This is a genomic window from Microbacterium hatanonis (assembly GCF_008017415.1).
GTDB lineage: Bacteria > Actinomycetota > Actinomycetes > Actinomycetales > Microbacteriaceae > Microbacterium > Microbacterium hatanonis.
Genome location: NZ_VRSV01000001.1, coordinates 719,912 through 732,809 on the forward strand (window position 1 = coordinate 719,912; position 12,898 = coordinate 732,809).

Below are 12,898 nucleotides of genomic sequence, written 5' to 3' on the forward strand. Positions count from 1 at the left end.
TCCTCCCACCGGGTCTGCACGCAGAACGGCCCCGCCCATGAAGGGCGGGGCCGTTCGCGATGGGCTGGTCAGACCTTCGAGGTGCGTCGGATCCTGGCCGCGGCGAGCGCTCCGCCCGCGACGAGAAGCACGCCACCCAGAGCCGCGCCCCAGCCGATCAGCGCGCCGTCGACACCGGTGGTGGCGAGCCCGGAGGTGCCGGATGCTGCGGGCGCGCCCGATCCCGACGGCCGCGGCGTGGCCGACGGTGTGGCCGAGGAGCTCGGGGTGGGCGTGCCCGGGGCGGCGGCGATGGCGAAGCTCACCGTCTGGGCGGCGGAGGAGCGCGACCCCAGCGACTGAGAGAGCGCGATCTCGTGCGGGCCGCTGGTCAGTCCGTCGGTCACTCGGATCTCCCAGCGACCGGCGTCGTCGACCGTCGTGGTCGCACCGTCGAGGTCGGCGGCGATCGCCGCGAGGCCGGCGACGGGAGCGAGCGACACCTCGGCGCCCGGGAAGCCGGTGCCGGCGAAACGCACCGACGTGACGGTCGAGGCGAGCTCGCTCTGCGGGGCGTCGGTGACCTCGAACCCGCTCAGGTCGGCGCGCTGCGTCAGCCACTCGTCGGGCGTCGTGGGGCGGTCGATGATCCGGGTCTCGCCGATGCAGCCGTGCCATCCGTTACGGGCGGCATCGTCCACCCAGTCGGCCCCGAGGATCCACGGCATTCCGTCCTGACGGGCCATTCCCGCCGTGTCGGTCGCGTTGCGCAACACCGGAGCACCGTCCACGTACATCGTGGTCGACCGGGTCGCGGGGTCGTTCACCACGGCGACGTGCGCCCAGCTGTCGACCATGATCTCTCCCGACCAGTTGGTCTTGTCGCCGGCGAGCACGTCGTCGGAGATGCTCGTGAACTGGAACTCGCGCAGATTCGAGATACCGAGCGCCGTGGGGGAGGCGGTCCAGTCCCAACGGGTCTGGGGCACGCCGATCTGGGAACGGTTGCCGGTGCGGGTGAGGAACTTCGACCACCCGTTCGCCGAAGCATCCCAGTCGGAGTCCATCTTCACGAAAGTCTCGATCGTGTAGCCCTTGCTGAGGTCTGCGTCGTTGACGGCGGCATCCGGCGCGGTCGTGAGGTAGCTGAACCGCGAGCCCGAGGAGTCGTCGAAGCACGCTGCAGCGCCGTCGGACGAGAAGCCGTGCACGTCGGACGTCTCGATCGTGACGTCGTCCCAGGTGGCGCCCACCGCGTCGGTGGTCGCCGGGTCGGGGCGTGTCAGGTCGTTGTCGCCGGCGACGTCCTCCACGACGGTGTCGGCGTCGACGACGCCCTCCAGGCCGTTGAACCGCCAGTGAGCGAGCGTGCCCTCGGCCTCGACGAAGTCGAGCTCGTTGCCCGGCAGCTCGGTGGAGATCGGATCGGGGCCATCGAACCCGTCGAGCAGGATCTCCCGCGCGCGCTGGGTGAGCGAGGGCTCGTCTGCCGAGCCGGCGGTGAAGTCGGGGGCGAACCCGGCGAACCTCGACCGGAAGTCGATGTCGATCGCGTATCGCTGATGCTCGCCGTCCAGGAGCGGCTGGTCGTAGCTCGTGAGGGATTCCTGGGGCTTGGAGACGACCCACGGGGAGCCCGTCTCGAGGGAGATGGTGTTGTTCGTCAGGTCGAACTCGAAGAGTCCGAGATAGCCGTTGCCGCCCTCGTAGGCCATCTGGTAATCCATGAGGACCTGATGCACGTCATGGCCGAAGTCGTTCTTCTTCACCTGGCGGGTCGCACCGTGGAAGTGGCCGTTGAGGGTCATGAAGATCTGGTCGTTGCCCCGAATGAGCTCGTCCCACATCCGCTCGCTGTCGCCGGTCTCGATCGGGGACGCCTGGTCGGCGGCGACGTTGATGAGCGCGTGGCTGCTCAAGATGACGGGCACGGTCGGGTGCGCGTCGAGAACGCCCTGCGCCCAGGCGAGGGTGGCGTCGGAGGAGTTCCATGCGATGGCGAGCGACATGAACTGCTGCCCCTCGGCCTCGAAGATATGGAACTGGCTGAGGCCCGTCGGATCGGATCCCCGGTAGGTCGACTGCTCCGCCGCGCGAGCCGCGCCGAACCAGGTGGTGAAGGGCTCCGAGGCGTGATTCAGCTCCGTATCGCGCACGCCGCTGTTGGTGACGTCGTGGTTGCCGGGGAGGATCGAGTACGGCGCGTCGGCGTCGTCGAGGACCTTCATCGCCGCATCCGCCGCCTTCCACTCGTTCTCCACGGTGGCCCGGTCGACGATGTCGCCCAGGTGCGCCGTGAAGGGGATGCGCAGCTCATCGGCGTTGTCCGCGATCCAGCGGGTCTGGGTGGCGAACGGGTCGGTGCCGTAGCGGGGCACGAACTGGTCGGCCGAATAGCGCGAGTAGAACTGCGTATCCGGCAGCACCGCGAAGGTGAATCGCGACGCCAGGTCGTCGGTCGGCGCGGCGGATGCGGTGGGCGCGACGCCGGCGGCCAGGAGGCCGGCGGCCAGACCGATGGTGGCGGATGCTGCGACGCAGCGTCGCACGGTAGGTCGTGTCGTGCGCGGTGTGGTGGGGGCCACGGATACTCCTCGATCGAGATGAACAGGCCGCTCCGCTGTCGTCGCCGACAGGGAACGGGGGCGCTCGCCACTTTTGTCGGCGGATGCAACCAAACCGTGGCGGGGAGATGAACGGACCGTGGATCGCGCCTTGATGCTTGCGCGGCTAGCGTTGACGGATGATCCAGGTCCCGCTCATCCCGTTGGCCGACGGCCGCAGCATCCCGCAGCTCGGCGTCGGCACATACAAGGTTCCGGCCGAACTCACCGCCGACCTCGTGGCCGGGGCCCTCGCCGACGGCTACCGGCACGTCGACACCGCTGCCCTCTACGGCAACGAGGCGGAGGTGGGCGAGGGCCTGCGGCGCAGCGGCCTCGACCGCGACGACCTCTTCGTCACGACCAAGGTGTGGAACGACGACCAGGGATACGACTCCACGCTGCGGGCCTTCGACGCGAGCCTCGGCCGCTTGGGACTGGACGAGGTCGACCTCTATCTGATCCACTGGCCGGTCCCCAGCCAGGACCGCTACGTCGACACCTGGCGGGCTCTCGTGAGGCTGGCGACCGAGGGGAGGGCGAGGTCGATCGGAGTGAGCAACTTCCACCCGCATCACATCGATCGGCTCGTCGCCGAGACGGGCGTGCGCCCGGTCGTCAACCAGATCGAGCTGCACCCGCGGTTCCCGCAGCGCCATCTGCAGGAGTGGAATGCCGGCCACGGGATCGTCACCGAGGCGTGGGCCCCGCTCGCCCGCGGCGGTCTGCTCGACGAACCCGCCCTGCGCTCCATCGCGCAGCACCACGACAAGACCCCGGCTCAGGTGGTTATCCGATGGCACCTCGACCGAGGCCTGGTCCTCTTCCCGAAATCGACGTCACCCGCGCGGCTGCGAGAGAACGCCGATGTGTTCGACTTCGTGCTGGACGCCGACGACGTGGCGGCGATCGACCGACTCGAGACCGGCGCCCGCACCGGGCGCGACCCCGACCTCGACTGACGCGGGTCAGGCCTCGAGCCGGGCATACTTCGCGCGCAGAACGGTGAAGAGCCCGTAGGCGATGAAGCCGATCCCCACCGCGGCGCCCAGCCACGGTCCGGCCGGCGTCTGCAGCAGCGCGCTCACGGCGGCGTCGAGCCCGCCCGAGGCGGACGGGTCGACCGTGACCGCAGCGACGACGACGAGGATTCCGACCGTGGCGAGGGCGATGCCCTTCGCGATGTACCCGACCGTGCCGAGGGCGATGAGAGCCGTTCCAAAAGTTCCCCCGGGCGTGGCGATCTTCTTGCGGAACGAGCGTCGCGCGCCGATGACGACGAACCCGACGCCCACGGCTGCGACGACGATCCCCACGGCCCCGAGAAGGAACGGACCGCCGGGCAGCGAGAGCACATTGCTGCTGGCATTCTGCGCGCTCTGGTCGCCCTGTGACCGGGCACCCAGCGCGACGGATGCGGCGATGCCGCCCACCGCGAGGAAGGAGACCGCCTGGGCGCCCTCCTTCACCGCGCGCTTGGCGCGATCGGCGCCGCTCGTGCCGCGCGCGACGAAGGCTTCGACGGCGCGCCAGGCGCCCAGGGCCCACAGCGCGACGGCACACGCCCACAGCAGGACGGCGCCGAAGGGAGCCGCCGAGATGGCCTCGAACGCGCCGGACTGATCGGTCTGTTCGTCGCCGCCGAACGCGACGGTCACCACGAGCGCGCCGAGGAGGACGTGCACGAGACCGTTGGCGACGAATCCGGCGCGCGCGAGCGTGCGGAAGGCCGAGGACGACTGCGCCGACGCGGCGGCGGAACGCGGGGAGGACGGCATGCGACCACCGTAGGCCAGTGGGCGCCGCACCACCGCGGGCACGGGCGGTCCGGTAATGTAGGGGGAATGTCGACGCGCGATCGCGCCGACGAGAGCTGAATACGGAGGGCCCCATTGTGGACATCGATCTCGGTCTGTTGAAGACGGTCGAACGCGAGAAGGAGATCCCCTTCGACGAACTCGTCCGGATCATCGAATCGGCCATCCTGACCGCCTACGGCCGCCACACGTCCGAGAACGGCGACGTGCCTGCGGGTGCGCGCGTCCAGCTCGACCGCAAGACGGGCCACGTCGCCATCTTCGCCCCCGTCCTCGATGACGAGGACGTCGTGATCGGTGAGGAGGAGCAGCATCCGGAGGACTTCGGGCGCATCGCCGCCTTCGCCGCGAAGCAGGTCATCAGCCAGCGTCTGCGCGACATCGCGGACGACGCCGTGCTGGGGGAGTTCAAGGGCAAGGAGGGCGACATCGTCGCCGGTGTCGTCCAGCAGGGCCCCAATCCCCGCATGGTGCACGTCGACCTCGGCACGATCGAAGCCATCCTTCCCCCCGAGGAGCAGGTGCCGGGGGAGAACTACTCGCACGGTTCGCGCTTGCGCGTCTACGTGACCTCGGTGTCGAAGGGCACCAAGGGCCCGTCGATCACCGTCTCCCGGACCCACCCGGGCCTCGTCCGCAAGCTGTTCGCCCTCGAGGTGCCCGAGATCGCCTCGGGCCTCGTCGAGATCGTGTCCCTCGCCCGCGAGGCGGGGCACCGCACGAAGATCGCGGTGCAGGCGAACGACCCCACCATCAACGCCAAGGGCGCCTGCATCGGCGAGCTGGGGCGCCGCGTCCGCGCCGTGACCGAGGAGCTGGGGGGCGAGAAGATCGACATCGTCGACTACGACGCCGAACTCGCCCGCTTCGTGGGCAACGCCCTCTCGCCCGCGAAGGTGACCTCGAGCTTCATCCTGGACGCCTCGACCAAAGCCGTTCGCGCACTCGTGCCCGACTACCAGCTGTCGCTGGCGATCGGCAAGGAGGGCCAGAACGCCCGCCTCGCCGCCAAGCTCACCGGTGCCAAGATCGACATCCAGCCCGACAGCATCCTGGAAGACGACTGATCGCGCACCCCCCGATCGGCTACGACGCGCCCGAGGTGTAGAATGGAACCCGTACGAACGTGCGTCGCATGTCGTGCGCGCGCACCACGGTCCACGCTCCTTCGAGTCGTGGCCGACGGTTCGGTCCTCATCCGCGATGATCGGGCCTGTCTTCCGGGGCGGGGCGCGTGGGTTCATGAGACGCACGAGTGCGTGCAGGTCGCCCTGCGGCGCCGCGCGTTCGTGCGAGCATTACGTGTGTCGGGTCCTCTCGACACGCAGACCTTCGAAGAATCCCTCCAGCGAAACGGCTGAACGGCTATGGACTCAAAGTGAACGGCTCGAAATGAGACCCGTCCGCATCTAACGGTCTGCCCTGTCCGGGGTAGGCCCCCTGACAGGAGAATTGTGGCAAAACCACGCGTACACGAGATCGCTTCCGAGCTCGGCGTCGACAGTAAGATCGCCCTCGCGAAGCTCAAGGAACTCGGCGAGTTCGTCAAGAGCCCGTCCTCGACGATCGAGCCCCCCGTGGCTCGCAAGCTCCGTGCGGCCCTCGAGGCCGACGGTTCCGCATCGGCGGGCGCATCGGCGCCGGCCGCCCCCGCGGCCTCGCCGCGACCCGCCGCCGGCCGGCCCGGCCCGGCCCGGCCCGCCGCACCTGCGGCCACGCCCGGCCCCGCGCGTCCGACTCCCGCACCCGCTCCCGCACCGACCCCGGCACCGGCAGCACCCGCCGCCGCCCCCGAGGTCGCCGCTCCCTCGACTCCGGCACCGGCAGCACCCGCCGCGCCCGAGGCGTCCGAAGCATCCGCCCCCGCTCCGTCGTCCGACACCCCTGGCGCCCCGCGCCCGGCTCCGGCAGGCGGCGCACCGCAGGCGCCCCGTCCCGGTGGTGCCCCGCGTCCGGGTAACAACCCGTTCGCATCGGCTCAGGGCATGGGCCAGCGTCCGGCCGGTCCGCGTCCGGGCAACAACCCGTTCGCGTCGGCTCAGGGCATGGGCCAGCGCCCGTCGCCGACCCCCGGCAACATCCCCCGCCCGCAGGCGCCGCGTCCCGGTGCCCCGCGCCCGGGCGCTCCGCGTCCCGGCGGTGCGGGTCGTCCCGGTGGCGGCGGTCGTCCCGGCGCTCCCTTCCAGCAGCGTCCCGGCGGTCCCGGTCGTCCCGGCGGTGCCGGTGGCGGCGGGTTCTCCCGTCCCGGCGCACCGGCGGGCGGCGGCTTCGCCGGTCGTCCCGGCGGTGGTGGCGGCCGTGGTCGCGGCCCCGGCGGCGGTACCGCGGGTGCCTTCGGCAAGGGTGGCGGCAAGTCCAAGCAGCGCAAGTCGCGTAGGGCGAAACGGCAGGAATTCGAGATGCGGTCGGCGCCGGTCGTCGGCGGCGTCAACGTCACCAAGGGCAACGGCGAGATCATCCGCATGCGTCGCGGCGCATCGATCTCCGACTTCGCCGACAAGATCGAGGCCCTGACCGGCTACACGGTCCAGCCCGGCACGCTCGTGACCATCCTGTTCAACCTGGGTGAGATGGCGACGGCGACCGAGTCGCTCGACGAGGCGACCTTCGAGGTCCTCGGCGGCGAGCTCGGCTACAACATCCAGATGGTCTCGCCCGAGGATGAGGACAAGGAGCTCCTCGAGGGCTTCGGTCTCGACCTCGACGCAGAACTCGAGGCCGAGAGCGAAGACGACCTCGAGATCCGGCCTCCGGTCGTGACCGTCATGGGCCACGTCGACCACGGTAAGACCCGACTGCTCGACGCCATCCGCCAGACCAACGTGGTCGCGGGCGAGGCCGGCGGCATCACGCAGCACATCGGTGCGTACCAGGTCTGGACCGAGCACGAGGGCATCGAGCGCGCCATCACCTTCATCGACACCCCGGGTCACGAGGCGTTCACCGCCATGCGTGCACGTGGTGCGCAGGTGACCGACCTCGCGATCCTCGTGGTCGCCGCCGACGACGGCATCATGCCCCAGACGGTGGAGGCGCTCAACCACGCCCAGGCGGCCAACGTGCCGATCGTGGTCGCGGTGAACAAGATCGACAAGCCCGACTCCAACCCGGCCAAGGTGCGTCAGCAGCTGACCGAGTACGGCCTCGTCGCCGAGGAGTACGGCGGAGACGTCATGTTCGTCGACGTGTCGGCGCGCAACAACATCGGCATCCAGGACCTCCTCGACGCCGTGCTGCTGACGGCCGACGCGGGCCTGGACCTCACGGCGAACCCGAACAAGGCCGCCCGTGGTGTCGCGATCGAAGCGAAGCTCGACAAGGGTCGCGGTTCGGTGGCCACCGTGCTCATCCAGTCCGGAACGCTGCGCGTCGGTGACGCGATCGTCGCCGGAACGGCGTACGGACGCGTCCGCGCCATGGCCGACGAGAACGGCGAGGCCGTGCTCGAGGCGTGGCCGTCGCGCCCCGTGCAGGTGCAGGGTCTGAACTCCGTGCCCCGCGCAGGCGACACGTTCATCGTCACCGAGGAAGACCGCCTGGCCCGTCAGATCGCTGAGAAGCGCGAAGCGGCCGAGCGCAACGCCCAGCTGGCCAAGGCCCGCAAGCGCATCTCGCTCGAGGACTTCACCCGCGCACTCGAAGAGGGCAAGGTCGAGTCGCTCAACCTCATCATCAAGGGCGACGTGTCGGGTGCCGTCGAGGCGCTCGAGGAATCGCTCCTCAAGATCGAGGTCGACGACAGCGTGCAGTTGCGCATCATCCACCGCGGCGTCGGAGCCATCACCGAGTCCGACGTGAACCTCGCGACGATCGACAACGCGATCATCATCGGGTTCAACGTGCGCCCCGACACCAAGGCCCGTGAGCGCGCCGCCCGCGAGGGTGTCGACACCCGGTTCTACTCCGTCATCTACAACGCGATCGACGACGTCGAGCAGTCGCTCAAGGGCCTGCTCAAGCCGGAGTTCGAAGAGGTGCAGTCGGGTGTCGCCGAGATCCGCGAGGTGTTCCGCTCCTCCAAGGTCGGCAACATCGCCGGTGTCATCGTGCGATCGGGAACGATCACGCGAAACGCCAAGGCTCGCGTCATCCGCGACGGTGTCGTGCTGGCCGACGGCCTCGCGATCGAGTCGCTGCGTCGCTTCAAGGACGACGTCACCGAAGTTCGTACGGACTTCGAGGCCGGTATCGGTCTCGGCAAGTTCAACGACATCCAGATCGGTGACGAGATCGAGACCACTGAGATGGTGGAGAAGCCGCGAGGCTGATCCTGCGTCACTCCGGCCGGCTGCAACCTCCGGCAGCGAGTGTCTCCTCCTTCGCAGAGCGGGGCCCCTACCCCGATGCTCAGGAGGAGACACTCGCAGCCTCCGGTTTCCGCCGGCCTCCCTCGGCTCATCGCTCGCTGGGATAACTGAGAGAAGGAAGAACATGGCTGGAGAGCGGCAAGCGCGCTTGGCGGACCGCATCAAGGTGCTCGTGGCCGAGCGGCTCGAGAAGGGTCTCCGCGACCCGCGCCTCGGCTTCGTCACGATCACCGACGTCCGGGTGACCGGTGACCTCCAGCACGCATCCGTGTTCTACACGGTGCTCGGAACGCCCGAGGAGCGTGCCGACACGGGCGCGGCGCTCAAGTCCGCGACCGGACTCCTCCGCGCCGAGGTCGGCAAGCAGCTCAACATCCGGCTGACCCCGACCCTCGAGTTCATCGCCGACGCGATCCCTGAGAACGCCGGCAACATCGCCGATCTCCTTCGCGAGGCCGCCGAGCGCGATGCGGCCGTCGCGGGTATCGCCGCGGGCGCTGCCTACGCGGGCGAGGCCGACCCTTACGTCAAGCCGCGCGAGGACGACGACGAGGACTGAACGCTTGTCACGACGATTCCCCTGTCACGAACCGCGGCTCACGCCCACCGTTCACGACAGGGGAATCGTGCTGTCCGGGCCGGTTCGGCCGCGGGGCAGGTGCAGAAGACCGTCGGATGCCTCGACGAGGCCGTCGACGACGAGCGAGTCGATGGCGCGGTCCCGCTGACGTCGGTCGGGCCAGTCGGCGATGATCGTTTCGAGGGGCACCGCGGACGGGGCGGCGTCGCGCAGCATCCGCATCACCGCTCCTCGCGCCTGGCGATCGCTTCCCTCGTACTTCGCCTGCCGACGGCGGGTGTCGCCCGTGTCGGGGTAGCCCTCGGCGCGCCAGCGGCAGACGTCCGCGAGCGGGCACGCTTCGCATCGGGGTGAGCGGGCGGTGCAGACGGTCGCGCCGAGTTCCATCGCTGCGGCGTTGACCACGGCGGCGGCCTCGACATCGTCGGGCAGCACCGCGGCCATGTCGACGAGGTCGCGACGCGACGGCGGGCCCGGCTGACCCCGGCCGGCGACGGCTCGCGCGAGCACGCGGCGCGTGTTGGTGTCGACGACGGGGTGGTGGTCGCCGTAGGCGAAGACCGCGACGGCCCGGGCGGTGTAGTCGCCGATCCCGGTGAGGGCCAGCAGGGCGTCGACGTCGCGGGGCACCACGTCTCCGTGGCGGTCGCGGATCTCGGTCGCGGCGCGGTGCAGCCAGAGCGCGCGGCGCGGGTAGCCGAGGTTCGCCCACTGCCGCACGGCCTCGGCCGGCGCCTCCGCAGCGAGCGCACCCGGGGTCGGCCATCGGTCGAGCCAGGCCTCGAGGTGCGGGATGACACGGGCGACGGGCGTCTGTTGAAGCATGAACTCGCTGACGAGCGTTCCCCACGCCCCGAACCCCTCGCGACGCCAGGGGAGGTCACGGGCGTTGCGGCCGTACCACTCGACCAGCGGCGCGGCGAGTTCGGGCATCACGCCAGCGTACGTCAGCCGGGTTCTGAGAATCGCGTGCGTATCTCTGCGGCGCACTCGGCCTGCGCCGTAGCGTCGAGTGATGGACATCGACACAGGACGATCCACCGCCCGCCGTGCACGCATCCTCTCGCCCCTCGTCGGGGCGGTTGCCGCGGCAGCCCTTCTCGTCGGCTGTACCGCCGCCGCCGAACCGGTGCCCACCGTCACCGAGACGGTCCAGGTCCCGGCGGATCCGTCGCCGACCTCCACGGTCATACCCTCTCCGTCGGCCGAGGCGGGAGCCGATTCCTCCGGGATCGACGGCATCGAGTTGGGAACGCCGTACGACGATGCGGTGGCCGCGGCAGGAGCCACGCCAGCCGAGGCATGCCCGTGGCTGGCGTCGACGGACGAAGACGGGTACACCCTCACGCTCCAGCGCGCCGAAGTCGCCGAGCAGGATCCGCCGGTGATCGAGCTCGTCCAGGTGTCCGCCTCGCCCGTCGACCTCGAAGGGGGGCCGGCGATCGGCCCGTTGACCGCTGAGGGCATCGGGGTCGGATCGAGGATGGATCAAGCCCTGGCGGCCTATCCCGACGCCGTCGAGATCGAGGGAGTCGGCGACCGGCGGTACCTCGCCATCGAATCGAGCGCGGGCGCGGGATCGGTGTTCCTCTCGTACACGGCCGGGCTCGACATCATCTGGGCGCTGACCGCGACGAGCCTCGACGAGCCGCCGTACGAGTCCTGCGCCTGAGCAAGATGAACCGGTCCGGGCCCGAGGGGAGACACGTCAGCCGACGCTCGCGGGAACGTACGCTGGAGGGATGAACTCCCCGAGCCCCTCGGCCGCCTCGATGATGCGCGAGCTGCGCGCAGAGGTGCGACAGAATCTCCGCCGCGGACGCGTCATCGTCGCGGTCGACGGCACCCCCGGTTCCGGGCAAGCCGACGTCGCCGACGCCCTCGCCGCAGCCTTCGCGGAGGAGGGCGAGACCGCGCTGCGCGCCTCCGCCGCCGACTTCGCCGGTGCCGATGGCCGCCTCGACGCCGATGAGCTGCGCCGCACGCTCGTGGAGCCCTTCCGTTCGTCGTCTCCCGGCGGCTTCTCGCTCGCTCCCTCGGCGGAAGCGACCACGGCGCCCGCGGACGCGCTGCTCGTCGTCGACGGCGACTTCCTGCTCACGCGAGAGCTGCGAGGCCTGTGGAACTGGTCGGTGTGGCTCGAAACCCACCCGACGTCGGCCTTCGCGCGGCTCGCTCGCGACGGCCGAGCCGAGGCCGACCCCGCCGCCGCGTCGAACGATGCGCTCCGGGACGCCGCGGCCTCCTACCGGCGTTCATCGAACCCGGGCGCGGCAGCGTCCGCGCTCATCGAGAACACCGATCCCGAGAACCCGACGCGGATCTTCGGAGACTTCTGCTGATGCCCGCGGGAGGCATGCTGCTCGTCGACAAGCCGGCGGGCATGACCAGTCACGACGTCGTCTCGCGCGCGCGGAAGGCCCGCGGCACCCGCAAAGTCGGCCACGCCGGCACCCTCGACCCGATGGCGACCGGGCTGCTCGTGCTCGGGGTCGACGCCGCGACGCGCCTGCTCACCTTCATCGTGGGCGCCGACAAGACCTACACGGCCACCATGCTGCTGGGCGCGACGACCGATACCGACGACGCCGACGGCGAGGTCGTCGACCGCGCATCGAGCTCGGACGTCGCCGCGGTGACGGACGCCGCGATCGACGAGGGGATCGCAGCCCTCACCGGCGCGATCTCCCAGGTGCCGACCACGGTGTCGGCGATCAAGGTGAACGGTCGTCGCGCCTACGATCTCGCGCGCGAGGGCGTCGAGGTGGAACTGAAGGCGCGCGACGTCGTCGTGTCGCGGTTCGACGTGATCGAACGCCGTCGCGAAGACGACCGCATCGAGCTCGACGTCGTCGTGGACTGCTCCAGCGGTACGTACATCCGCGCGCTGGCCCGAGACCTGGGCGCGGCGCTCGGCATCGGCGGCCACCTGACCGCCCTGCGGCGCACGCGGATCGGACCGTTCTCGGTGGCGGATGCGGCGCCCCTCGACGCCTTGGCGGGCGTGCCGCTCCTCAGCCCGGCCGACGCGGGCACGACGGTGCTCGGGGCGCTCGAGGTCACCGCCGACGAGGCGCGAGACCTCCGGCACGGCAAACGCCTCGTGGGCGCCGCATCGCGTCTGCCGGCGTCGCCCGCCGCGGCGATCGATCCCGAGGGCGCGCTCATCGGTGTCGTCGAACGACGCGGCGTCGACGTCAAGAGCGTGATGAATCTGCCGACGGGGGAGAACGCATGATCCTCTGGTTCACGCTCGCCCAGGTGGCCGTGGCGTCGGTCGCGGCCCTCGTGGCCGTGATCGCGGGGCTCGCGGGCAGACGCCCCGGCGACGTCACCGTCGGAAGCCTCGCCTTGATCGAGGTGCTGCTCATCGCCCAGGTCGTCACGGCGATCATCGCCCCGTTCGCCGGCAACCCCCCGACGGGGAGCGCGCTGGAGTTCTGGGTCTACCTGGTCTCGGCAGTGCTCATCCCCCCGGCGGCCGTCGCGTGGGCGCTCGTCGAGCGCAGCCGATGGAGCACCGTGATCATGGGGATCGGCGCCGCATCGGTGGCGATCATGGTGTGGCGCATGCACGTGATCTGGACCGTCCAGATCGGGTGAGCCGGCGGC

12 protein-coding genes are annotated in these 12,898 nt (G+C 70.5%); 9 read left to right on the forward strand and 3 right to left on the reverse strand.

Going from position 1 to position 12,898, the window contains the following annotated elements; all coding sequences use genetic code 11:
- Nucleotides 1–68: 68 nt before the first annotated feature.
- Nucleotides 69–2,564 carry a metallophosphoesterase gene (locus FVP77_RS03395; RefSeq protein ID WP_222707688.1) on the reverse strand — a complete coding sequence of 832 codons (2,496 nt, stop codon included), beginning with the start codon at nt 2,562–2,564 and terminating at the stop codon, nt 69–71.
- Between the two features lie 158 nt (nt 2,565–2,722).
- Here FVP77_RS03395 and FVP77_RS03400 point away from each other — a divergent pair, with 158 nt between their 5' ends.
- The gene (locus FVP77_RS03400) at nt 2,723–3,544 is read left to right on the forward strand and encodes an aldo/keto reductase (RefSeq protein WP_147893253.1); all 822 of its coding nucleotides are present in this window, start codon (nt 2,723–2,725) and stop codon (nt 3,542–3,544) included.
- Between the two features lie 6 nt (nt 3,545–3,550).
- Here the strand turns inward: FVP77_RS03400 and FVP77_RS03405 are convergent, their stop codons facing one another.
- On the reverse strand, nt 3,551–4,360 hold the full coding sequence (locus FVP77_RS03405; RefSeq protein WP_147893254.1) for a DUF1206 domain-containing protein: 810 nt from the start codon (nt 4,358–4,360) through the stop codon (nt 3,551–3,553).
- Nucleotides 4,361–4,476: 116 nt separating this feature from the next.
- Between FVP77_RS03405 and nusA the strand changes: the two genes are divergently transcribed.
- The 4 genes from nusA (at nt 4,477) to rbfA (ending at nt 9,265) form a co-directional block, all read left to right on the forward strand.
- The gene (gene nusA, locus FVP77_RS03410) at nt 4,477–5,466 is read left to right on the forward strand and encodes a transcription termination factor NusA (protein WP_147893255.1); all 990 of its coding nucleotides are present in this window, start codon (nt 4,477–4,479) and stop codon (nt 5,464–5,466) included.
- Nucleotides 5,467–5,508: 42 nt separating this feature from the next.
- Nucleotides 5,509–5,760, forward strand: a complete 252-nt coding sequence (locus FVP77_RS03415) for a YlxR family protein (protein WP_147893256.1) — start codon at nt 5,509–5,511, stop codon at nt 5,758–5,760.
- Between the two features lie 93 nt (nt 5,761–5,853).
- Nucleotides 5,854–8,667 (forward strand): translation initiation factor IF-2, encoded by a 2,814-nt coding sequence (gene infB, locus FVP77_RS03420; RefSeq protein WP_147893257.1) that lies wholly within the window; start codon nt 5,854–5,856, stop codon nt 8,665–8,667.
- Between the two features lie 163 nt (nt 8,668–8,830).
- Nucleotides 8,831–9,265 carry a 30S ribosome-binding factor RbfA gene (gene rbfA, locus FVP77_RS03425; protein WP_147893258.1) on the forward strand — a complete coding sequence of 145 codons (435 nt, stop codon included), beginning with the start codon at nt 8,831–8,833 and terminating at the stop codon, nt 9,263–9,265.
- 51 nt (nt 9,266–9,316) lie between these two features.
- Here the strand turns inward: rbfA and FVP77_RS03430 are convergent, their stop codons facing one another.
- Complete coding sequence (locus tag FVP77_RS03430) at nt 9,317–10,219, reverse strand: HhH-GPD family protein (protein ID WP_147893259.1); 903 nt, start codon at nt 10,217–10,219, stop codon at nt 9,317–9,319.
- Between the two features lie 82 nt (nt 10,220–10,301).
- Between FVP77_RS03430 and FVP77_RS03435 the strand changes: the two genes are divergently transcribed.
- The 4 genes from FVP77_RS03435 (at nt 10,302) to FVP77_RS03450 (ending at nt 12,889) form a co-directional block, all read left to right on the forward strand.
- Nucleotides 10,302–10,958: a hypothetical protein gene (locus tag FVP77_RS03435; protein ID WP_147893260.1), complete on the forward strand. Its 657-nt coding sequence runs from the start codon at nt 10,302–10,304 to the stop codon at nt 10,956–10,958.
- Nucleotides 10,959–11,028: 70 nt separating this feature from the next.
- On the forward strand, nt 11,029–11,628 hold the full coding sequence (locus FVP77_RS03440) for a nucleoside/nucleotide kinase family protein (RefSeq protein WP_147893261.1): 600 nt from the start codon (nt 11,029–11,031) through the stop codon (nt 11,626–11,628).
- Nucleotides 11,628–12,524 (forward strand): tRNA pseudouridine(55) synthase TruB, encoded by an 897-nt coding sequence (gene truB / locus FVP77_RS03445; protein ID WP_147893262.1) that lies wholly within the window; start codon nt 11,628–11,630, stop codon nt 12,522–12,524. The genes FVP77_RS03440 and truB overlap by 1 nt, the downstream gene beginning before the upstream one ends.
- Nucleotides 12,521–12,889 carry a hypothetical protein gene (locus tag FVP77_RS03450; protein ID WP_116647385.1) on the forward strand — a complete coding sequence of 123 codons (369 nt, stop codon included), beginning with the start codon at nt 12,521–12,523 and terminating at the stop codon, nt 12,887–12,889. The genes truB and FVP77_RS03450 overlap by 4 nt, the downstream gene beginning before the upstream one ends.
- Nucleotides 12,890–12,898 lie beyond the last annotated feature (9 nt).

Excerpts from the sequence above, each read along its gene's own strand:
- rbfA (WP_147893258.1), top strand. The coding sequence starts at position 8,831 with ATGGCTGGAGAGCGGCAAGCGCGCTTGGCGGACCGCATCAAGGTGCTC.
- FVP77_RS03440 (WP_147893261.1), top strand. The coding sequence starts at position 11,029 with ATGAACTCCCCGAGCCCCTCGGCCGCCTCGATGATGCGCGAGCTGCGC.
- FVP77_RS03415 (WP_147893256.1), top strand. The coding sequence starts at position 5,509 with ATGGAACCCGTACGAACGTGCGTCGCATGTCGTGCGCGCGCACCACGG.
- FVP77_RS03405 (WP_147893254.1), bottom strand. The coding sequence starts at position 4,360 with ATGCCGTCCTCCCCGCGTTCCGCCGCCGCGTCGGCGCAGTCGTCCTCG.
- FVP77_RS03435 (WP_147893260.1), top strand. The coding sequence starts at position 10,302 with ATGGACATCGACACAGGACGATCCACCGCCCGCCGTGCACGCATCCTC.
- FVP77_RS03400 (WP_147893253.1), top strand. The coding sequence starts at position 2,723 with ATGATCCAGGTCCCGCTCATCCCGTTGGCCGACGGCCGCAGCATCCCG.
- FVP77_RS03430 (WP_147893259.1), bottom strand. The coding sequence starts at position 10,219 with ATGCCCGAACTCGCCGCGCCGCTGGTCGAGTGGTACGGCCGCAACGCC.
- FVP77_RS03450 (WP_116647385.1), top strand. The coding sequence starts at position 12,521 with ATGATCCTCTGGTTCACGCTCGCCCAGGTGGCCGTGGCGTCGGTCGCG.
- truB (WP_147893262.1), top strand. The coding sequence starts at position 11,628 with ATGCCCGCGGGAGGCATGCTGCTCGTCGACAAGCCGGCGGGCATGACC.